At 61.6% G+C, this 22,188-nt stretch carries 15 protein-coding genes; 11 read left to right on the top strand and 4 right to left on the bottom strand.

Annotated features, from left to right (window positions below):
• Positions 1-156: 156 nt before the first annotated feature.
• Together QMK47_RS27195 and QMK47_RS27190 are read right to left on the bottom strand one after the other, a co-directional pair.
• Positions 157-573, bottom strand: a complete 417-nt coding sequence (locus QMK47_RS27195; protein ID WP_320389560.1) for a DUF3010 family protein — start codon at positions 571-573, stop codon at positions 157-159.
• Between the two features lie 57 nt (positions 574-630).
• Positions 631-1,032, bottom strand: coding sequence for a lysozyme inhibitor LprI family protein (locus QMK47_RS27190; protein ID WP_253470064.1), 402 nt, complete (start codon positions 1,030-1,032; stop codon positions 631-633).
• Between the two features lie 235 nt (positions 1,033-1,267).
• Between QMK47_RS27190 and QMK47_RS27185 the strand changes: the two genes are divergently transcribed.
• From QMK47_RS27185 to QMK47_RS27145, 9 genes are all read left to right on the top strand, one after another.
• Entirely contained in the window at positions 1,268-2,245 is a 978-nt protein-coding gene (locus QMK47_RS27185; protein WP_014340593.1) for a dipeptidase, read from the top strand.
• Between the two features lie 79 nt (positions 2,246-2,324).
• Positions 2,325-2,855 (top strand): DUF5943 domain-containing protein, encoded by a 531-nt coding sequence (locus QMK47_RS27180; protein WP_320389559.1) that lies wholly within the window; start codon positions 2,325-2,327, stop codon positions 2,853-2,855.
• Positions 2,856-2,870: 15 nt separating this feature from the next.
• A complete protein-coding gene (gene dgcA, locus QMK47_RS27175) occupies positions 2,871-4,931 on the top strand; it encodes a dimethylglycine demethylation protein DgcA (protein WP_014340592.1) in 2,061 nt (686 codons plus the stop codon).
• A gap of 170 nt (positions 4,932-5,101) precedes the next feature.
• A complete protein-coding gene (gene dgcB, locus QMK47_RS27170) occupies positions 5,102-7,051 on the top strand; it encodes a dimethylglycine demethylation protein DgcB (RefSeq protein ID WP_320389558.1) in 1,950 nt (649 codons plus the stop codon).
• Positions 7,051-8,271, top strand: a complete 1,221-nt coding sequence (locus QMK47_RS27165; protein ID WP_320389557.1) for an electron transfer flavoprotein subunit alpha/FixB family protein — start codon at positions 7,051-7,053, stop codon at positions 8,269-8,271. The genes dgcB and QMK47_RS27165 overlap by 1 nt, the downstream gene beginning before the upstream one ends.
• A gap of 13 nt (positions 8,272-8,284) precedes the next feature.
• Positions 8,285-9,055 carry an electron transfer flavoprotein subunit beta gene (locus QMK47_RS27160; RefSeq protein ID WP_253470056.1) on the top strand — a complete coding sequence of 257 codons (771 nt, stop codon included), beginning with the start codon at positions 8,285-8,287 and terminating at the stop codon, positions 9,053-9,055.
• Positions 9,056-10,237: 1,182 nt separating this feature from the next.
• Positions 10,238-13,690, top strand: a complete 3,453-nt coding sequence (locus QMK47_RS27155) for a GMC oxidoreductase (RefSeq protein ID WP_320389556.1) — start codon at positions 10,238-10,240, stop codon at positions 13,688-13,690.
• Positions 13,691-13,837: 147 nt separating this feature from the next.
• On the top strand, positions 13,838-15,706 hold the full coding sequence (locus QMK47_RS27150; protein ID WP_320389555.1) for a hypothetical protein: 1,869 nt from the start codon (positions 13,838-13,840) through the stop codon (positions 15,704-15,706).
• A 27-nt stretch (positions 15,707-15,733) separates the two neighbouring features.
• The gene (locus tag QMK47_RS27145; RefSeq protein ID WP_253470050.1) at positions 15,734-16,981 is read left to right on the top strand and encodes a metallophosphoesterase; all 1,248 of its coding nucleotides are present in this window, start codon (positions 15,734-15,736) and stop codon (positions 16,979-16,981) included.
• Positions 16,982-17,083: 102 nt separating this feature from the next.
• Here QMK47_RS27145 and gbcA read toward each other — a convergent pair whose 3' ends face one another.
• Complete coding sequence (gene gbcA, locus QMK47_RS27140; protein ID WP_253470047.1) at positions 17,084-18,376, bottom strand: glycine-betaine demethylase subunit GbcA; 1,293 nt, start codon at positions 18,374-18,376, stop codon at positions 17,084-17,086.
• 442 nt (positions 18,377-18,818) lie between these two features.
• Here gbcA and gbcB point away from each other — a divergent pair, with 442 nt between their 5' ends.
• Positions 18,819-19,919: a glycine-betaine demethylase subunit GbcB gene (gene gbcB / locus QMK47_RS27135; RefSeq protein ID WP_024618931.1), complete on the top strand. Its 1,101-nt coding sequence runs from the start codon at positions 18,819-18,821 to the stop codon at positions 19,917-19,919.
• A 134-nt stretch (positions 19,920-20,053) separates the two neighbouring features.
• Here the strand turns inward: gbcB and QMK47_RS27130 are convergent, their stop codons facing one another.
• On the bottom strand, positions 20,054-21,094 hold the full coding sequence (locus tag QMK47_RS27130) for a threonine aldolase family protein (protein WP_046063303.1): 1,041 nt from the start codon (positions 21,092-21,094) through the stop codon (positions 20,054-20,056).
• 194 nt (positions 21,095-21,288) lie between these two features.
• On the opposite strand from QMK47_RS27130, the gene QMK47_RS27125 reads away from it, so the two are divergent.
• Positions 21,289-21,993, top strand: a complete 705-nt coding sequence (locus QMK47_RS27125) for a TraX family protein (protein ID WP_320389554.1) — start codon at positions 21,289-21,291, stop codon at positions 21,991-21,993.
• Positions 21,994-22,188 lie beyond the last annotated feature (195 nt).

Raw genomic sequence — 22,188 nt, 5'->3', positions numbered from 1 at the left:
CTTGTAGGAGCTGTCGAGCGAAGCGAGGCTGCGATCTTTCCCCAGACACTTGAGTCCCAAGTGAAAGATCAAAAGATCGCAGGCTTCGCCAGCTCCTACAGAGCCGAGCGGGAGCAAGCTCCCTCGCCACAGGTATTGTGTTCGGCTGTAAAAGGTCTATTTCTTCATCAACGCCGAACACGCCGCCTTGTACGCCTCATGCTGATACTTGTTCAGCGTCGCCGGCAGGGCGAAGTCATGTTTCTTGCTCTGCGCATTGATGGTCTGCGGCGACAGCAGCGTCACCTCGCAACCGTCCAGCAACTGGAAGACCCCTTCGATCTTGAACGTCGTCGGCCCACCGGCGAACTCGCCTTTCTTGCTGCGCCTCTTGATGGCGATGCGTTCGATGCCATTCTCAACCACAAACGCCCGCACCTGGGCGGCGAAGGCCTTGACGTTGGCGGCTTCGTCATCGTCGTCCAGGGCGATTTTCTTGGTGTTCAGCGCGACATGGCTCAGCACCTGTTGATCCAGCGAGGCAACGGCGATGATTGCTTCGCTGCCTTTGATTTCGATGCCGCACGTTTTCATGTGAATCCCTTTACCAATGATGCAAGCAGCTTACCGCGCTAAACGGCTTCTGAAGCATCACTCCTGCCCAATCGACTCCAAAAACTCCGACCGATCATCGCTCACCTGGGCCATGCAGTCGTTTTCGGCGATTTTGTAGGCTTCGCTGCCGGGTTTGGCCGGGAAGGCGGCGATGGCGCAGTCGGCCTCGCGCTGTTTTTGCCACAGTTGTTGGGCGGCCTTGACCTTGGTGGTGATGTCGTTGAGCTGGGCCTTGTCGTTGGCGTAGCGGGTTTGCAGGCGCTCGTTGAGGCTTTGCAGGTTTTCGCCCAGCAATTGTTCGGCGGCGGTTTTGCCGTAGGTCGAGCAGGCCAGGGTCTGGACGTCGTTTTCAACTTCGTCGCAGGGGTTGGGTTCGGTGTCTTCGGTCGCATGCGCGACGGTGCTGATCAGTGCCAAAGCCAGGAAGAGTGATTTCATCGCGTTGCCGCTCAAGTCCAGTGAAAACCAGTGATGCAGCGGATTCTGGCGTAAGCGTCGGCTAAAGAACAGACGGGCAGGGTGGGTCGACCATAGCCCTTTGTCGCGGATTGACGCTTTCGGCAATTCCCCTGTCGTTTTTGCACCGGGTCGCCACGGCCCTCAGGCATATGCTGGCCCCAAAGCGCCGGCACACGATTCGGCGCATGAATCGCTGACAAAAGGGGACTGCCTGATGAGCCCAGCCGAATTGCACGCCGACAGCATCGTTATCGACGGGCTGATCATTGCCAAGTGGAACCGCGACCTGTTCGAAGACATGCGCAAGGGCGGCCTGACCGCAGCCAACTGCACCGTGTCGGTGTGGGAAGGTTTCCAGGCCACCATCAACAACATCGCCGCCAGCCAGAAACTGATCCGTGAGAACAGCGACCTGGTGATCCCGGTGAAAACCACCGCCGACATCCGTCGCGCCAAGGAACAGGGCAAGACCGGCATCATCTTCGGTTTCCAGAACGCCCATGCCTTCGAAGACCAGCTCGGCTACGTCGAGATCTTCAAGCAGTTGGGCGTGGGTGTGGTGCAGATGTGCTACAACACCCAGAACCTGGTCGGCACCGGTTGCTACGAACGCGACGGCGGCCTGTCGGGCTTCGGTCGCGAAATCGTCGCCGAGATGAACCGGGTTGGCATCATGTGCGACCTGTCCCACGTCGGTTCCAAGACCTCCGAAGAGGTCATCCTCGAATCGAAGAAACCGGTGTGCTACTCCCACTGCCTGCCGTCCGGCCTGAAAGAACACCCGCGCAACAAGTCCGATGAAGAGCTGAAGTTCATTGCCGACCACGGCGGTTTCGTCGGCGTGACCATGTTCGCGCCGTTCCTGGCCAAGGGCATCGATTCGACCATCGACGACTACGCCGAAGCCATCGAGTACACCATGAACATCGTCGGTGAAGACGCCATCGGCATCGGCACCGACTTCACCCAGGGCCACGGCCAGGACTTCTTCGAAATGCTGACTCACGACAAGGGCTACGCCCGTCGCCTGACCAGCTTCGGCAAGATCATCAACCCCCTGGGCATCCGCACCGTGGGCGAGTTCCCGAACCTCACCGAGACGCTGCTCAAGCGCGGCCATCCTGAGCGGGTAGTGCGCAAGATCATGGGTGAAAACTGGGTCAATGTCTTGAAAGACGTCTGGGGCGAATAACCGCCGCCGCACCGCCAATCCTCTACCTGCGGCCCTCTGCGCCGCAGGCAATACCACGAATTTCCGGAGTCAAGTTTTCATGGCCAAGATCGCCCCGCAACTGCCTATCGAAGTCGACAGCGAAACCGGTGTCTGGACCTCCGACGCCCTGCCGATGCTGTACGTGCCACGGCACTTTTTCGTCAACAACCACATGGGCATCGAAGAAGTGCTGGGCGCCGACGCCTACGCCGAGATTCTCTACAAGGCCGGCTACAAATCCGCCTGGCACTGGTGTGAAAAAGAAGCCGAATGCCATGGCCTGGAAGGCGTCGCGGTGTTCGAGCACTACATGAAGCGCCTGTCGCAGCGTGGCTGGGGGCTGTTCAAGGTCCAGGACATCGACCTGGACAAAGGCACCGCCAGCGTCAAGCTCGAACACTCGGCGTTCGTCTATGTGTACGGCAAGGTCGGGCGCAAGGTCGACTACATGTTCACCGGCTGGTTCGCCGGCGCCATGGACCAGATCCTCGCCGCTCGCGGCAGCAAGATCCGCACTGTGGCCGAGCAGGTCTACGGCGGTTCCGAAGAAGGCCACGACGACGGCCTGTTCATCGTCAAGCCGTTGTAAGTCGAGGATCGCACCATGGCTTTTGAAGCAATGTTCCAGCCGATCCAGATCGGCAAGCTGACCATCCGCAACCGCGTGCTCAGCACCGCGCACGCCGAGGTCTACGCCACCGACGGCGGCATGACCACCGACCGGTACGTGAAGTATTACGAAGAGAAGGCCAAGGGCGGCATCGGCCTGGCGATCTGCGGTGGTTCGTCCGTGGTCGCCATCGATAGCCCGCAGGAGTGGTGGAGTTCGGTGAACCTGTCTACCGACCGCATCATTCCGCACTTCCAGAACCTGGCCGACGCCATGCACAAGCATGGCGCCAAGATCATGATCCAGATTACCCACATGGGCCGTCGCTCGCGTTGGGACGGTTTCAACTGGCCGACCCTGATGTCGCCGTCCGGCGTGCGTGAGCCAGTGCACCGCGCCACCTGCAAGACCATCGAGCCGGAAGAGATCTGGCGGGTGATCGGCAACTACGCCAGCGCCGCCAAACGCGCCAAGGCCGGTGGCCTGGACGGCGTCGAGCTGTCCGCCGTGCACCAGCACATGATCGACCAGTTCTGGAGCCCGCGGGTCAACAAGCGTACCGACGAATGGGGCGGCACCTTCGAAGGCCGCATGAAGTTCGGCCTGGAAGTGTTGAAGGCCGTGCGCGCCGAAGTGGGCGACGATTTCTGCGTGGGCATGCGCCTGTGCGGTGACGAATTCCACCCGGACGGCTTGTCCCACGAGGACATGAAGCAGATCGCCAAGTACTACGATGACACCGGCATGCTGGATTTCATCGGCGTGGTGGGCTCGGGTTGCGACACCCACAACACCCTGGCCAACGTCATCCCGAACATGAGTTATCCACCGGAGCCATTCCTGCACTTGGCCGCCGGTATCAAGGAAGTGGTCAAGGTTCCGGTGCTGCACGCGCAGAACATCAAGGACCCGAACCAGGCTACGCGGATTCTGGAGGGCGGTTACGTCGACATGGTCGGCATGACCCGCGCCCACATCGCTGACCCGCACCTGATCGCCAAGATCAAGATGGGCCAGATCGACCAGATCAAGCAGTGCGTCGGCGCCAACTATTGCATCGACCGCCAGTACCAAGGCCTGGACGTGCTGTGCATCCAGAACGCCGCGACGTCCCGTGAATACATGGGCGTGCCGCACATCATCGAGAAGTCCACCGGGCCGAAACGCAAGGTGGTCGTCGTTGGTGCCGGCCCGGCGGGGATGGAAGCGGCGCGTGTGGCCGCGGAACGTGGGCACGATGTGACCCTGTTCGAGAAGAAAGAATTCATCGGTGGGCAGATCACCACGGCCTCGAAAGCCCCGCAACGGGACCAGATTGCTGGTATCACCCGCTGGTTCCAACTGGAGCTGGCGCGGTTGAAAGTCGACCTGCGCCTGGGCGTGGCGGCTGATGCGGCAACCATCATGGACCTGCGTCCGGACGTGGTGGTGCTGGCCGTCGGCGGCCATCCGTTCCTGGAGCAGAACGAGCACTGGGGCGCCGCCGAAGGGCTGGTGGTCAGCAGCTGGGACGTGCTCGACGGCAAGGTTGCACCGGGCAAGAACGTATTGGTCTACGACACCATTTGCGAGTTCACCGGCATGTCGGTGGCCGACTTCCTCGCTGACAAGGGCAGCCAGGTCGAGATCGTCACCGACGACATCAAGCCGGGCGTAGCCATTGGTGGGACGTCGTTCCCCACCTACTACCGCAGCATGTACCCCAAGGAAGTGATCATGACCGGGGACATGATGCTGGAGAAGGTCTACCGCGAAGGCGACAAGCTGGTGGCGGTACTGGAGAACGAATACACCGGTGCCAAGGAAGAACGCGTGGTGGACCAGGTGGTGGTGGAAAACGGCGTGCGGCCGGACGAGGAAATCTACTACGCGCTCAAGGAAGGTTCGCGCAACAAGGGCCAGATCGACGTCGAAGCCCTGTTCGCGATCAAGCCTCAGCCGTGCCTGGAGCAGAGCGGCGATGGCTACCTGCTGTTCCGCATCGGCGACTGCGTGGCCCAGCGTAATACCCACGCGGCCATCTACGACGCCCTGCGGTTGTGCAAGGATTTCTAACGGCTTGTGGATAACCCTGTGGGAGCAAGGCTTGCCCGCGATAAATGCGACACGGAGGATCTGACTGACCGAGTCGATCGCATCGCGGGCAAGCCTTGCTCCCACAGGAATCGGGCAAGGCATCCAGCTAGTTTGGCCTGCAAGACCTGTGGTCTTTGGGAGCAACACCTATGTTGAACACCCTTCTTCCCATCCTGCTGTTTGCTGCCCTGGGCCTCGCGGTCCTTGGCGCCTTGCGGCGGGTGAACATGTGGCGCCGCGGACGACCGGCCAAGGTCGACCTGATCGGCGGTCTCTTCGCCATGCCCAAGCGCTATATGGTGGATTTGCACCATGTGGTGGCGCGGGACAAATACATTGCCAATACCCACGTCGCAACTGCCGGTGGTGCGGTGGCATCGATTGTGTTGGCGATTTTGGTACACGGTTTTGGCCTGCACAACCGCATCCTCGGTTACGCCTTGCTGCTGATGTCGGCGGTGATGTTCGTTGGCGCGATCTTTATGTACTTGCGTCGGCGCAATCCGCCGGCCCGTTTGTCCAAGGGCCCCTGGATGCGCCTGCCGAAAAGCCTGTTGGCCTTCTCGGCGTCGTTCTTCCTGGTGACCCTGCCGGTGGCGGGCATCCTCCCGGAAAACTTCGGCGGTTGGCTGGTGGCGGCGATCCTGGGTGTCGGCGTGCTGTGGGGTGTGTCGGAATTGTTTTTCGGCATGACCTGGGGCGGGCCGATGAAACATGCCTTCGCCGGTGCCCTGCACCTGGCCTGGCACCGCCGAGCCGAGCGCTTTGGTGGCGGTCGTTCCACCGGTCTGAAACCGTTGGACTTGAACGACCCTAGCGCACCGCTGGGCGTGGAAAAACCCAAGGATTTCACCTGGAACCAACTGCTGGGCTTCGATGCCTGCGTGCAGTGCGGCAAGTGCGAAGCGGCCTGCCCGGCGTTCGCTGCCGGCCAGCCGCTGAACCCGAAAAAACTCATCCAGGACATGGTCGTCGGCCTGGCCGGCGGCACCGATGCGAAATTCGCCGGCAGCCCGTATCCGGGTAAACCGGTGGGCGAACATGCTGGTAATCCCCATCAGCCAATCGTCAACGGCCTGGTAGACGCTGAGACCCTGTGGTCCTGCACCACCTGCCGCGCGTGCGTCGAGGAGTGCCCGATGATGATCGAGCACGTCGACGCCATCGTCGACATGCGCCGCCACCTGACCTTGGAAAAAGGCGCCACGCCGAACAAGGGTGCCGAAGTGCTGGAAAACCTCATCGCCACCGACAACCCTGGCGGCTTCGCCCCGGGCGGGCGGATGAACTGGGCGGCGGACTTGAACCTCAATCTGCTCAGCGAGAAGAAATCCACCGACGTCCTGTTCTGGGTCGGCGACGGTGCCTTCGACATGCGCAACCAGCGCACCCTGCGCGCCTTCGTCAAAGTGCTCAAGGCGGCGAAGATCGACTTCGCCGTGCTCGGCCTCGAAGAGCGTGACAGCGGCGACGTGGCCCGGCGCCTGGGTGATGAGGCGACGTTCCAGCTGTTGGCCAAACGCAACATCCAGACCCTGGCCAAATACAGCTTCAACCGCATCGTCACCTGCGACCCCCACAGTTTCCACGTACTGAAAAACGAATACGGCGCCTTCGATGGCAACTACCTGGTGCAGCACCACAGCACCTATATGGCGGAAATCATCGACGCCGGGGCGCTGAACCTCGGCCAGCACAAGGGCGACAGCGTGACTTATCACGACCCATGCTACCTGGGCCGCTACAACGGCGAATACGAGGCGCCGCGCCAGGTGCTGCGTGCGCTGGGTATCGAGGTCAAGGAGATGCAGCGTTCCGGTTTCCGTTCGCGTTGCTGCGGCGGTGGCGGCGGTGCGCCGATCACCGACATCCCGGGCAAGCAGCGGATCCCTGACATGCGCATGGAAGACATCCGCGAAACCGGCGCCGAACTGGTGGCCGTGGGTTGTCCACAGTGCACCGCGATGCTGGAAGGCGTGGTCGAGCCGCGGCCGATGATCAAGGACATCGCCGAACTGGTGGCCGACGCGCTGCTGGAAGACGCGGCCCCGAGCAAGCCTGTAGCCCCAGCCAAACGTGAACCTGCGGAGGTGCATTAATGAGCGACATCATCCGCCGCGACCCTCGCGCCGAGTGGATCGCCCGCAACCGCCTGCACCCGCTGCACGCGGCCATGCAACCGGTGCAGCATAGCTGGATGGGCCCCAACGGCATCATCCGCAAGAATGTCCATGGCGTCGGTTTCATCGGCCCCAACGGTATCAAGCGCATCGACCGCAGCGGCGCCCAGCAGGGTGGCGCGACCAAGCGTACCGCCGCCGCTGAAGTGCAACTGCCGCTGCATCAGGTGCCGCAACCGGCGTTCTACATCAGTGTGGTGCCGGACATGGTCGGTGGCCGCTTGAGCAGCCACGACCGCGATCTGCTGGGCCTGGCCCATCAGCTTGCAGGCGCGGAAGGTGCGGTGCTGGCGGTGGTTTTCGGCGAACACAAGGAAAACGCCTTCGCCACGGCCGGTGTCGACCGCTTGCTGGTGCTCGATGGCGAGGAATTCAGCGGTTATGCACCGGAACAACGGGTGCAAGGCCTGCGGGCTGTGGATAACCAGTTCAGCCCACGCCATTGGCTGTTGCCTGACAGCCGCACCGGTAGCGGCGAACTGGGCCGGCGTTTGGCCGCGGCCCTGGGCGAACGTCCGGCCACGCGGGTCTGGCAGGTCAAGGGAGAAGAGTGCATCGGCCGCGCTGGTGCGGGCCTGCAAGACCTGGCCCGGCCATTGGCGCGCTTGATCCTGGCAGCGGCCGAATGCGCTGAACCGGTCAGCGAAACCCGCCACGAAGCCTTGCCGGTGGAGTTATCCACAAGCGTGGCCCGCAGCTTGTCGCGCATCGAAGACCTCGGCGCGGTGGCGGTGGACCCGGGCGCGATCCCGATGGCCGAGGCCGAATTCATTTTCTCCGGCGGCAACGGGGTCAAGGACTGGGCACTGTTCCACCAGACCGCAGCGGCCCTGGGCGCTACTGAAGGCGCGTCGCGGGTGGCGGTGGACGACGGCTTCATGGCCCGCGATCGCCAGGTCGGTGCGTCCGGTACCTGGGTTACGGCGCGGGTCTACGTGGCCGTGGGGATTTCCGGGGCGATCCAGCACCTGCAGGGCATTGGCGCCTGCGACAAGGTGGTGGCGATCAACCTCGATCCGGGTTGCGACATGATCAAACGGGCGGACCTGTCGGTGATCGGTGACAGCGCGGCGATTCTCCAGGCCTTGATCGCGGCGGTAGAGGCTTACCGCAACGAAGCCAAGCGTGATGCGGCTTAAGAAGGATAAGTTGATGAGTACCCAAGTGATCAGCCTCGTGTCCATCGGCGCCCACCCCACTTCCGGTCGGCCTCGGCGCGCCGAACAGGACGCTAGGGCCGTGGAGCTGGGCCTGCAACTGGCCGGCAGCGACCTGCAAGTGCTGCACGCCGGCGACGTGGCCGAACCGGCCCTGCGCGCCTACCTGGGCATGGGCCTGGATGAATTGCACGTGCTGGAAAACCCCGTCGGCGCCGACGCCCTGCCGGCCCTGACCGATTACCTGCGTGATGCCGGCGCCCAAGTGGTGCTCACCGGTAGCCAGGCGGAAACCGGTGAAGGCTCGGGCATGCTGCCGTTCCTGCTGGCCGAGAGTCTCGGTTGGCCGCTGGTGGTGGGGCTGGCCCAGGTCGAATCCATCGACAGCGGTGTGGCCCTGGTGCTGCAAGCCTTGCCGCGCGGCCAACGGCGACGTCTCAAAGTGCGCCTGCCGTTCCTGGCCACTGTGGATAACGCCGCGCCAAAACCTCGGCAAAGCGCCTACGGCCCGGCTCGGCGGGGGGCATTGCATGGCGAGGAGGTCGAAGTGATCGACGACACCTTGCTGGCGGTGGCAACCCTGCAACCGGCCAAGCCACGGCCCAAACGCTTGAAAGTGATCAAGGCCAAGAGCGGCGCCGACCGCATGAAAGCCGCCACGGCCAAGGCCAGCGGCGGAGGCGGGCAAGTGCTCAAGGGCGTGAGCCCGGAGGCGGGGGCCGAGGCGATTCTCAAGCTGTTGGTGGAGGAAGGGGTGGTTCGCTAGATCTGCCCTGCATCATCGTCAACCGACCTACCGCCATCGCGAGCAAGCTCGCTCCCACAGGGGATTGGCGGTGTGTGTGAATTTTGTGCTTACACCCAATCATTGTGGGAGCGAGCTTGCTCGCGATGGCAGTCTGTCAGTTAGCAAGGATGGTGGCTGATAATCCGTCATCGCGAGCAAGCTCACTCCCACAGTTGCTCTGTGTTACCCACAATCCCTGTGCGCGCTTCTGTGGATAACCTGTTCGCCCCTCTCTGCACCCCATGCAAATCAGGCCCTCCAGCCCTGCGTTCAAAAAATAATCAGTCTAACTCACGGTTTTTATTGGCTTTTGCTTGTGAGTAGTTATTCGCTTCAGCCGAAACTTGCCCCCAATCTCTGTTGGCGCTTCTGTGGATAAGATGTTCGCTCTACGCTGCAAGCCATACGAACCGGGGCGTTCAGCGAGTTGATCGTAAACTGATCAAACAGCCTCTTTTATCAGGAAAATCTTCGGAAAACCTCGATTTACAAGCCGTCCAAAGGGTTTTCCACAGAATCGTCAAAATTACCCCCAAACACTGTTGGCGCTTCTGTGGATAAGGTGTTCGCTTACCGCCACACGCCTTGCCAGGCATGACTTACAGGTCTTTGATCAAAAAACAGCCGATAGGCCGGTAAAACCGTCATTGTTCATAAGTCACGGTTTTTATTCACTTTGCCGGTGAAAAAATGCCGGACATACACCTACTTGTCCCCATTTGCTGTGGGTGGTCATGTGGATAACTTGTTCGCCAAACGCTGCAAGCCACGGCGGGCATAGCGCAAATGGCGATAGATCAAATTTCATACAGTTCTAAGTCACACCCTTGACGAGGGTCTGTGGGCTGTCTTCACTCCATGGCACAAGGACATCGCCACTTTATCCACATCAGGTTCAGGGAGAACACATGATGGATAGCAAGGACCCCCGCTCACACCCGCAATCATCGGTGACCTGCGTCCCGACACCTCCCACCTCGTTGCACAAACGCACCCATCGTCGCGCCGTCAATCAGCGTGCGCGTCTATAGCGCCTGGTTTTTCCCCTGTAGCACCGCTGACTGCCGCCGGACCCTGCAAGGGACGGTGGCCAGGCGTTTGTGCGCCTGTCGATTTGCAGGCAACCGCAGAGTTGCCCTATCTGCCTGAGAGGACTTGAACATGACACGGATCTCGACCCCCATCAGTGATATCCAGGAGCACTACGACGTGATCGTCATCGGTTCGGGCTACGGGGGCGGCATTGCTGCCTCGCGCCTGTCCCGGGCCGGGCGCAAGGTGTGCCTGCTGGAGCGTGGCCGGGAGATCCAGCCCGGCGAATACCCCAACACCCTGCTCGCGGCCACCGAGGAACTGCAAGTCCATGACCCGGACGGCCACATCGGTTCGCGCACCGGGCTGTTCGACCTGCACGTCAACGCCCAGCAGAACGTGGTGGTCGGTTGTGGCCTGGGCGGCACGTCGCTGATCAATGCCAACGTTGCGCTGGAGCCGGAGCCTGGCGTGTTCGAGGACCCGCGCTGGCCGCAGGCGGTCCGTGAGCACCAGGACACGCTGCTCAAGGACGGCTACGCCCGGGCCCGGGAGATGCTCAAGCCCAACCCTTACCCCGCGTCGGAACCGAACCTGCCCAAGCTCGACGCGCACAAGAAGTCCGCCGATTACCTCAAGCAAGGCGCGCATTTCTACAAGCCGCCGATCAACGTGACTTTCGACAAGCTGCCCAACAACCTCAACCACGTCGGCGTCGAACAGCTGCCGTGCAATGGTTGTGGCGATTGCGTCTCGGGCTGTAACAACAAGGCCAAGAACACCACGCTGATGAACTACCTGCCGGATGCCTGGAACCACGGCGCGGAGATTTTCTGCCAGGCCGAGGTGCGGCACCTGGAGCGCGACGGCGATGGCTGGATCGTGCACTTCCAATACCTGGACAGCGGTCGCGAGATGTTCTCGGCGCCGACCCTGTTCGTGCGCGCCGACATCGTGGTGGTGTCTGCCGGCACCCTGGGCTCCACCGAAATCATGTTGCGCTCGCGGGACAAGGGCCTGTCGATGTCCAGCCAATTGGGCGAGCACATGAGCGGCAACGGCGACATCCTCGGCTTCGGTCACAACTGCGACCAGACCATCAACGGCATCGGCTTCGGCGCCCATTCGGCCAAGGAACTGGAACCGGTGGGGCCATGCATCACCTCGGTCATCGACATGCGCACCGAGGGCGACTGGCGCAGCCGCATGGTCATTGAGGAAGGTTCGATTCCCGGCGCCCTCGGTCGGGCCATGGTGCCGAGCATGGCGGCGTTTGCCGAAGTGATAGGCGTGCCCACCGACACCGGCTTCGGCGCCAGCCTCAAGTACAAGGGGCGCGAAGCCGAGAGCTTTTTGCGCGGTCCCTACTACGGCGCGCTGCATAACATGCAGACCTACTTGATCATGAGCCATGACAACGCCAAGGGGCGCATGCTGCTCGACAGCAAGGATCAGTTGCGCATCGACTGGCCCGGCGTCGGCGAACAGGAGAACGTCACCCTCGGCAACGAGCGGCTGCACCAGAGCACCAAGGCCCTGGGCGGGATCTGGGTCGAGAACCCGATCTGGACCAAGCTGCTCAAGCACAGCATCGTCTCGGTCCATCCCCTCGGCGGTTGCGTGATGGGCGAGGATGCGACCCAAGGCGTGGTCAACCACAAGGGCCAGGTGTTCAGTGGCGCCAGCGGCACCGATGTCTACCCGGGCCTGTACGTGACCGACGGCGCGGTGATCCCGACGTCGCTGGCGGTCAACCCGTTGCTGACCATCTCGGCGGTGAGCGAGCGCAACATGGGGCTGCTGGCGGCCGACCGCGGCTGGATCATCGACTACACGCTGCCTTCGGCCCCGCGCAAAGCCGTGGCGGCGCCGACCCTCGGCGTGCAGTTCACCGAAACCATGAAGGGCTACTTTTCCACAGCCTTCATCCAGCCCCAGGGCACCGATCTCAGCCTGTATGAAGCGGCGGCCAAGCGTGGCAAGGCCGACAACTCGTCCATCGAATTCACCCTGACCATCACCGCCGCCGACCTCAACCGTCTGATCAAGGAGCCGGAGCATGCGGCAACCCTGGTGGGGACCCTCGACGCACCGTCGCTCTCGTCGCAGCCGCTGATCGCCAGCAATGGGGTATTCAACCTGTTCGAGCAGTATCAGGGGCAGGTTGGCGTGCGGCACATGAACTACGACATGAAGCTGACCGCCGAAGACGGCAGCGACTATTACTTCAGCGCCTTCAAGACCGTGCCCGAGGACAACGGTGTGCTGAACATCTGGCCTGACACCAGCACCCTGTACGTCACGCTCTATCGAGGGTCAGACAAGACCGGCGCGGTGATCGGTTCGGGGGTGATGCACATTCTGCCGGCGGACTTCGCCAAGCAAATGACCACCATGAAAGTGCTCAATGCCCGCAATGAACGTGAGCGCGTGGAGGCGCTGGCGCGGTTCGGCAAGTTCTTTGCCGGCATCTTGTGGGAGAGCTACGGCGGTGTCTTCGCCGGCGACGTCTACTTCAACCCGGACGCGCCGCCCCGGTTGAAACGGCCGTTGGATGCGCCGCCCCCGGTGGTGCATTTCTTCCAGACCGAAGACAACGTGGAGCTGCGCCTGACCCGTTACCAGGCCGGCACCAAAGGCCCGGTGATGTTGGTTCATGGCCTGGGCGTGGGCTCGAATATTTTCTCCACTGACACCATTCATACCAACCTGCTGGAATACCTCTGCAAGCACGAATACGACGTCTGGCTGTTGGATTTGCGGGTGAGCATCCTGCTGCCGGCCAGCAAAAATGAATGGAACGGCGACCAGGTGGCCCAGTACGATTTCAAGGCCGCCATCGAGCAGATCCAGCAAGCGACCCTGGCCCGTGACGTGCAGTGCGTGGTGCATTGCTACGGCGCGACGACCTTCTTCATGTCGATGCTGGCGGGCTTGCAGGGCGTGCGTTCGGTGGTCTGCTCGCAGATCGCCGCCGACACGGTGGTTGCCACTGCTACTGGGCTGAAGGCCGGTTTGCATTTGCCGGGGATGCTCGATGCCATCGGCATCAAGTCCCTCACGGCCTACGCCGACACCAAGGAAAGCTGGTTCAACAAACTCTACGACAAGGCCCTCAACGGCTATGCCCGGATCGAGGCCCAGGGCTATTGCACCAACCCGGTCTGCCATCGCATCACGTTCATGTATGCGTCGCTGTACCGCCACGACACCCTCAACGAAACCCTGCACGACAACCTGCATGAGTTGTTCGGCGAGTCGAACATCCAGACCTTCGAGCACCTGGCGCTGATCGTGCGCAAGGGGCACCTGGTGGACTTCAAGGGCAACGACGTCTATATGCCGCATTTCGATCGGTTGAAATTGCCGATCTGCTTCATCAGCGGCGCCGACAACCAGTGCTACCTGCCGCAAAGCACCCTCAAGACCTACGAGCGACTGTGCGAGATGCACGGCCCGCAGTTGTTCAGCCGTCACGAAGTGCCGGGGTACGGCCACATCGACTGCATGTTCGGCAAGGATGCGGTGGTGGATGTGTATCCGATCATCCTTGAGCACCTGGAGAAGACGGCGTTGGGCTGACTCAAGACCGAGTCGACTGCATCGCGAGCAAGCTCGCTCCCACAGGGGGGCTATATACCGCTGATCCAGTGTGGGAGCGAGCTTGCTCGCGATGGCGATCACCAGAGCGCCGCATCTCGTGAGTCAGGAATAAGGAAAAAGGATGCCATGAACACTTACATCCGCTGGTTCCAACGCATCATCTGGGTCGGGATTGTCATGAACATGTTCTTCGCGATCCCGGCGCTGTTCGCGCCGGCGTTGCTGACGTCCATGATCGGCCTGCCCCCCGTATTGTCCGATCCCTGGCTGGAGAACGCCGGCATGTTGCTGGTGGGGATCAGCCTGTTCTACATGCCCTCGGGGTTCAACGCGCCGCGTTTCGTCGTGCATTCGTGGTTGTGCGTGCTGTCGCGGCTGGTGGCGGTGGTGTTCTGGATCTACCTGATCAACACCAACAACCAGGGCCAGCTGTTCGTGCCGATGTTGATGGGCGACCTGAGCATGTTCCTGATCCTGGGCGTGCTGTTGTACCTCGGTTGCCCGGTGGCCAATCGTCCGCTGGCCTTGCTCTGCGCGGGCTGGCGGGAATGGCGCGCCGGCTGGACGCGGCGCTGGCAGAGCCACGGCTTCAAGGTCGGCACGTTGGTGGTGGTATTGCTGCTGGGTTTCATCGGCTACCAGACCTGGTACCAGATGATCCGGGAAGTGCCGCAACCGGACTTCGCCTCCGATGAAGACCATTACAAATACGCCGCCATTGGCCTGGGCATCGAGGCGCGGATTCCCTACTACCTGTTCGCCGTGTTGCCGCAGATGTGCCCGGAAAAACTGCCCAAGCCGGGCGGTTACGAGGTGTTCGGTTTTCTCTATGAAAACGGCAAAGACCTGCCCATCGGCATGGCCAAGCGGCAGCTCGGTTACCCTACGGTGGAACCCAACTGTGCCCTGTGTCACACCGGCTCCTATCGGGCCAATGCCAGTGACGTAGCGGTTCCGGTCGCTAGCGCGCCGGCCAATACCCTGCAACTGCAGGCCTTCCAGTGGTTCGCCTACGAGTGTGCCAGCGACCCGAAATTCACCCCCGATGCGGTGATGGCGGCGATTAACAGCAAGTTCCAACTGGGCTTTTTCGAGAAGCTGTACAACCGTTACCTGATCATCCCGATGGCCAAGAGCGCGCTGCTCAAGCAGAAGCAGGCGTACGCCTGGCAGAAGCTGCGTCCGGCCCAGGGGCCAGGGCGGACCGACACCTTCAACCCGACCAAAATGGTGGTGTTCGGCTTCCCGGATGACTCCACCATCGGCACCGTGGACCTGCCGCAGGTCTGGAACCAGAAACCGCGCGAGTCCATGTACCTGCATTGGGACGGCAATAACAACAAGATCCACGAACGCAACTACGCAGCAGCCATGGCCGTGGGTGCGACGCCGGAGTCGGTGCTGCCGCCGAGTTTCAACCGGGTGACCAACTGGCTGTTGGGCCACAAGGCACCGGCCTGGCCGTTCGCCCTGGACCAAGGGAAAGTCGCCCAGGGCAAACCGATCTGGGAGAAAAACTGCGCCGGCTGCCATGATTTCGGTCGCAGCGACACCGGCCAGGTCACCACCAACATCGACCAGTTGGGCACCGATCCCCATCGCCTGAACTCCTTCACCACCGGCCTGGTGGCGGCGTTCCACGGCTTCAAGAAACCGCCGTTCGACTTTGGCGCCTACCGCAAGACCCAGAGCTACAGCAACACCCCCACCGACGGCGTCTGGCTGCGCGCGCCGTACCTGCACAACGGTTCGGTGCCGACCCTGTGGGATTTGCTGCAACCGCCGGAGCAGCGTCCGCAGGTGTTCTACACCGGCTCCGACATCTACGACCAGGAGAAGGTCGGCTTCATCACCCGAGGCGCGCAGATGAAGGCGTCGGCCGATTTCAAATATGACACCCGCCTGGAAGGCAACCACAACAGTGGCCACCTGTATGGCACGCAGCTGTCGGACGTCGACAAACGGGCCTTGATCGAATTCATGAAAACCCTGTAGCCCAGGGCATTGCGAAGGAGCGTTCACATGTCATTACTGCACCATTGGGAACATGAGTTCGACAAGCTCAAGGTCCGTTTGCACGGGTTGGTCACGCGGCTGGAGATGTCCTGGCAGAAGCTCGTCAACGAGCTCGAGCCTGAAGAGTTCGAGGCCATCGTCAAGTTGCTGCAGCGGGGTCATGACCAGGCACAATATGTGATCAAGCATGGCGAGCTGCCGGACGACGAACCGGCCGTGCCGTGGGAGTTGTCCCACGGCTTGTCGATCCTCAAGATCGGCAACGCCACGCCCCTGCCGCAAAGCGTGGACGAGTTGCCGACCCGGGTACTCAAGGACGGCACCTTGCTCGGCTGCCGCAAATGGGAACTGCTGGACCTGTTGTGGAGCGAGGCGCTGCTCAAGTGGATCGAAAACCTGCGCCACCACGCGCCGTTCGCTACCAACCCGGCGTTGGTGAAAATGGACAACGACGTGGTGTTGGCGATTGCTGGTGACTGGGGCACCGGGCCGTTCGACAGTCATGCCCCGGCCGTGGCGGTGGCCAACCAGATGGAGCTGGCCCTGGCCGATTTCACCATCCATCTGGGCGACGTGTATTACGCCGGCACCCATTCCCAGGAAGACGTCGACATGGTCGGCTGGCCCCAGGGCAGGCATGGCGCGTTCACCCTCAATTCCAACCATGAGATGTACAGCGGTGCCCACGGCTATTTCAAGGAATTGTCCAAGCGTTTCCCGGTGCAGCAGGGCACCAGCTACTTTGCCTTGTACAACGACGACTGGCTGGTGGTCGGCCTGGACAGTGCCTACGCCTCGGACGCCATGAACCTGTACATGGACGGCACCCTCAACACCCAGCAGATCGAGTGGATGAAAACCCTGCCCAAACGCAAGAAACTCATGGTGCTCAGTCATCACCAGGGTTTTGATATTTCCGGGCACAACAAGACGGCGCTTTACCAACCGGTGTGCGATGCCTTGGGACGCGAGCCGGATTATTGGTATTGGGGGCATTTGCACAACGGCATCTGCTACGCACCGCAAGGCGGATTGCATGCGCGCTGCGCCGGGCACGGGGCGATTCCCTACGGTACTACCAGTGAGTTGAATGGGCATGCCCGGGTGCTGTGGTCGGAAACGCAATTGGCGGGTGACGAGGCGTATCCGCTGCGGGTGTTGAACGGGTATGTGAAGGTGCGGCTGAAGGGGGAGGAGATTGTCGAGACGTTTTATGGGGAGGATGGCAGTGTGCGGTGGTCTTCTTCCAAGTAGTCGGTGAGTGTCAGGCCGCTATCGCGAGCAAGCTCGCTCCCACAGGGGTTTAGTGTCGTTCACAAAACCTGTGGGAGCGAGCTTGCTCGCGATGCTTCTGACTTAGCCCTGGACCGGAACGCCCTTGAGGTACGGCGCCGGTTCGGCCCCCAGGTTGTTGAGCAAGCGCTCGCTGTACCAATCCACGAAGTTCACCACGCCGAACTCATAAGTCTTGGAGTACGGGCCTGGCTGGTAGGCGGTGGAGTTGATGCCGCGCTGGTTTTCTTCGGCCAGGCGACGGTCCTGGTCGTTAGTGGCGTCCCAGACTTCGCGCATGCGCGCCACGTCGTAGTCCACGCCTTCGACCGCGTCCTTGTGCACCAGCCACTTGGTGGTGACCATGGTTTCCTGGGCGCTGATCGGCCACACGGTGAACACGATGATGTGGTCGCCCATGCAGTGGTTCCACGAGTGCGGCAGGTGCAGGATGCGCATCGAGCCCAGGTCCGGGTTCTTGATGCGACCCATCAGCTTGGCGCAGCCTTGCTTGCCATCCATGGTCATCGATACGGTGCCCTTGAGCAGCGGCATGCGCACGATACGGTTACGCAGGCCGAAGCTGGCGTGGGCGTAAGGGATCTTCTCGGCGTCCCAGGCGGCGGCGGAAGCGGCCACATGGTCCTTGAAGGCCTGGTCGGCCCGCGGGTCGGTGACGTCGTCCCATTCCAGCAGGGTCTTGAGCAATTCAGGGTGCGAGGCGTTGCAGTGGTAGCACTCGCGGTTGTTTTCCAGCACCAGTTTCCAGTTGGCCTTTTCCATCAAGGTGGTTTGCACCGCCACCTTGGTGTTCTCCATGTCGTACGGTTCCATGTAATGGTTCAGCGTCGACAGGAAGTCATCGATGGCCGGCGGGTTCTCGGCCAGGCTGATGAAGATGTAGCCACCTGCGGTCTTCACGTTCACAGGCTTGAGGCCGTACTGCTTCATGTCGAAGTCGGCGCCCATCTCGGTGCCGGCGAACAGCAGGCGACCGTCCAGCTCGTAGGTCCACTGGTGGTAGTGGCAGACCAGTTTGGCGACCTTGCCCTTGTCGCTGGTGCACAGCCGCGAACCGCGGTGGCGGCAGACGTTATGGAACGCGTGCACCACGCCCTCGGCACCGCGAATCACGATGATCGGGTTCTTGCCGATTTGCAGGGTCAGGTAGTTGCCCTTGGCCGGGATTTCGCAGGTCATGCCGGCGATCAACCATTCTTTCTGGAAGATTTCCTGCATATCGATATCAAACAGGCGCTCATCGGAGTAGAACGGCTGCGGCAGCGAAAAGGTGCGCTCGCGCTCTTGCAGCATTTGCGCGGTGGCCTTGCGTGCGGGTTCCAGCGGATCGCCCAGGCTCAGGGTAGTGGTGTCCATCGTTTTATCCTCGTGGCCCTCTAAGCGGAGCCGGTGAAAATGACTTGGTAGCCGATGTAACGGGTTGGGATGGTCAATTCCGGCGCAGGAAATCCTGATCCTGCGTTGCCGCTCCTCGCCATAGCGGGCTATGACTCGTCACGGCGCCTTGGCTCAGCATTTCCTGCATCCGGACTTGCCTCACCCCAACCCGTCACATCGGCTACAGGTTGTGCTACGCAAGGCAGAAAACTTTGTTTATCTGTTGGGGCGAGTGTGGGGCCGCGCAGGGGCGCAACCTTATCCATGGGCGACATGGCCCAATCTGTTCCCGACGCGCAAGCCCCGGTAGTTGGGGGCTGGTCGCGATAAGTATGTGAATGTCGCAGATAGGTAAATGGTCACCCAGGCGCCTGCGCACAATCGCCCTCATGAAGGCCGACAGTCGGCCGTGGAGATCAGCATGTCCAATAACTTCCTGAACCCGGTCACGACCCAGACCTGGGCCAATGGCCGACATATCGTACGTTGCGTCAAAGTCATCCAGGAAACCTGGGATGTGCGCACCTTCTGCTTCATGGCCGACCAGCCGATCCTGTTCTTTTTCAAGCCTGGGCAGTTCGTCACCCTGGAGCTGGAAATCGAAGGCCAGCCGATCATGCGCTCCTACACCATCTCCAGCTCGCCGTCGGTGCCCTACAGTTTCTCGGTGACCATCAAGCGCGTGCCGGGGGGCAAGGTTTCCAACTGGCTGCACGACACCCTGCATGAAGGCCAGGAGCTGGCGGTACACGGGCCGGTGGGGTTGTTCAACGCCATCGACTTCTCCAGCCCCAAGGTGCTCTACCTCAGCGGCGGCGTCGGGATTACCCCGGTGATGTCCATGGCGCGCTGGTACTACGACACCAACGCCAATGTCGACATGACCTTTATCCACAGCGCCCGCTCGCCCAAGGACATCATCTACCACCGCGAGCTGGAGCACATGGCGTCGCGGATCGACAACTTCAGCTTGCACCTGATCTGCGAAAAACATGGCCTGGGCGAGCCCTGGGCCGGCTATCGCGGTTATCTGAACCACAAGATGCTGGAATTGATGGTGCCCGACTTCCTCGAGCGCGAGGTGTTCTGCTGCGGCCCGACCCCATACATGACCGCGGTCAAGCGCCTGCTGGAAGCGGCCGGCTACGACATGAAGCGTTATCACGAGGAATCCTTCGGCGCCACACCACCGGAAGCCCGCGCCGACGCCGTGGAACAGGCCGAACAAGCGGCCGACGCCCCGCAAGTCGACGCAGCGGACCTGCATCTGGTGGAGTTCACCTCCTCGGGCAAGAGCATTCGCGTGGGGCCGGGCGAAACCGTGCACGCCGCGGCTGCCAAGCTCGGCATGATGATCCCCAAGGCCTGCGGCATGGGCATCTGCGGTACCTGCAAGGTGCTGAAGCTGGGCGGGGAAGTGGAAATGGACCACAACGGCGGGATCACCGAGGACGACGAAGCCGAGGGGTATATCCTGTCGTGCTGCAGCGTGCCGAAGGGGGATGTGCGGATCGATTTCTGATCTACCCATCTGTAGGAGCTGTCGAGCAAAGCGAGGCTGCGATCTTTTGATCTTTCGCTTGAGATTCAATCAGGCTTGGAAAGATCGCAGCCTCGCTTCGCTCGACAGCTCCTACAGGATATCCGGTCGCCGGTTCAGGCGCCCATCACTTCCCGAATATCCGCCGCCAATTCCCGCACCCGCGCTTCTTCGGTATCCCACGAGCACATGAAGCGTGCGCCGCCTTTGCCAATGAACGTGTAGAAACGCCAGCCCTTGGCGGTCAGCGCGGCGATGGCCGGTTCCGAGAGTTGCAGGAACACGCCGTTGGCCTGGACCGGGAACATCAGTTCCACGCCGGGAATGTCGCTGACCAGCTCTGCCAGCAATTGGGCGCAGTGGTTGGCGTGGCGGGCGTGCTTGAGCCAGGCCTGGTTTTGCAGCAAGCCGACCCAGGGCGCGGACAGGAAGCGCATCTTCGAAGCCAGTTGCCCGGCCTGTTTGCAGCGATAGTCGAAGTCTTCGGCCAGATCATGGTTGAAGAACAGGATCGCTTCACCCACCGCCATGCCGTTTTTCGTGCCGCCAAAGCACAACACGTCCACGCCGGCCTTCCAGGTCAGGTCGGCCGGGGAGCAGCCGAGGAAGGCGCAGGCGTTGGAAAACCGCGCGCCGTCCATGTGCAGGTTCAGCCCCAGTTCCTTGCAGGTGACACTGATGGCGCGGATTTCTTCCGGGGTGTAGACACTGCCGACTTCCGTGGCCTGGGTCAGGGTCACGACCCGGGGCTTGGGGTAGTGGATGTCCTGGCGCTTGAGGGCGATCTCACGGATCGACTCGGGGGTCAGCTTGCCGTTTTCGGTGCGAGCCACCAGCAGCTTGGAACCGTTGGAGAAGAACTCCGGTGCGCCGCATTCGTCGGTTTCGACGTGGGCGGTTTCCGAGCAGATCACGCTGTGGTAACTCTGGCACAGTGAGGACAACGCCAACGAGTTGGCCGCCGTGCCGTTGAACGCGAAGAACACTTCGCAGTCGGTTTCGAACAAGGCCCGGAAATCGTCCGCCGCGCGGTGGGTCCACTCGTCGTCGCCGTAGGCGCGTTGGTGACCCTGGTTGGCTTCTTCCATGGCCGCCCAGGCTTCGGGGCAAATGCCGGAATAGTTGTCGCTGGCAAACTGTTGACTCTTGTCGGTCATGGCCTTGCTCCTTGAATAGAGAGTCCTGGGTAAAGAGATCCCTGGCGGAATGCCCGGGTGGGGCGCTCCATGGTTCGGCGTGTTTGGGTCCACAGCGCCGTGTCAATGTTGGTGCGCACTTTACCCAAGATTAGCGGGGGAACACACCGGATGTTTCTGTCGGAAAGTATCAAACTCATCGAGCCGTTTTACACATGAGCCGGCGCGACGGGGCGCTGGACCTGCTCAAGTGGCTGGCTCTGTTGGCGATGGTGCTCGATCATCTGCGATATGTCGGTTTCTCCGTCGATTGGCTATATGTACCGGGACGCCTGGCGTTTCCCTGGTTCTGCCTGGCGATGGCGGCGAACCTGGCGCGCAACGACGCCAGCACCGTCCCGTGGCGTTACCTGGGTTGGTTGCTGCTATTCAGTGCCGTCAGCGAAATCCCCTACCGCTTGTTCATCCCTGATCCCACCACCCTGAATGTGATGCCAACCCTGGTCCTGGGCTTGCTGGTGGCGCGCGGTTGGCAGACACCCACCCTGGAGGCACGATGCCAGGCGGTGACGGTGTTGCTGCTGGCGGCGCTGTTTTCGCCGCAACTGATGTTCGGTTTCTTTGGTGTGCTGCTGCCGCTGGCGATGTTGCTGGTCTTCAAGCGTCCCTTGTACATGGCTTTGTTGCCGGGGCTGATCTGCGTGGCGGCCAATCAATGGCGGGTGTTGTATGGCTCGGCGTGGCTGGGGAATGGGGTGGCGCTTTGGGGATTGGTGGCCTGCCTGATCGCGCCATGGCTTGGGCTGATGCTTTTGCGACAGGCTGGTCGTTTTCATCCACCGGCGATGCGGCGCTGGGCGTATGGCCTTTATCCCGCGCATTTCCTACTGTTGCTCGCGGTTCGCCAGATCGTCGCGTAACCCTATGGGAGCAGCATCTTGGGAGCAAAGCCTGTGGGAGCAAGGCTTGCCCGCGATGAAAGCGCCGCGGTCTCCCGTGGACCGAGGCGCCTGGATCGCGAGCAAGCTTTGCTCCCACAGTGCTATCGCGCAGGCCTTGCTCTCCGACTCTTTGATCCCATGTCGTAAACGCACCTTTGCGTGGCGTCCATAGGC

The sequence above is a fragment of the Pseudomonas sp. P9_35 genome, assembly GCF_034008205.1.
Lineage (GTDB): Bacteria > Pseudomonadota > Gammaproteobacteria > Pseudomonadales > Pseudomonadaceae > Aquipseudomonas > Aquipseudomonas kilonensis.
This window is presented reverse-complemented; position numbering and strand designations above follow the sequence as displayed.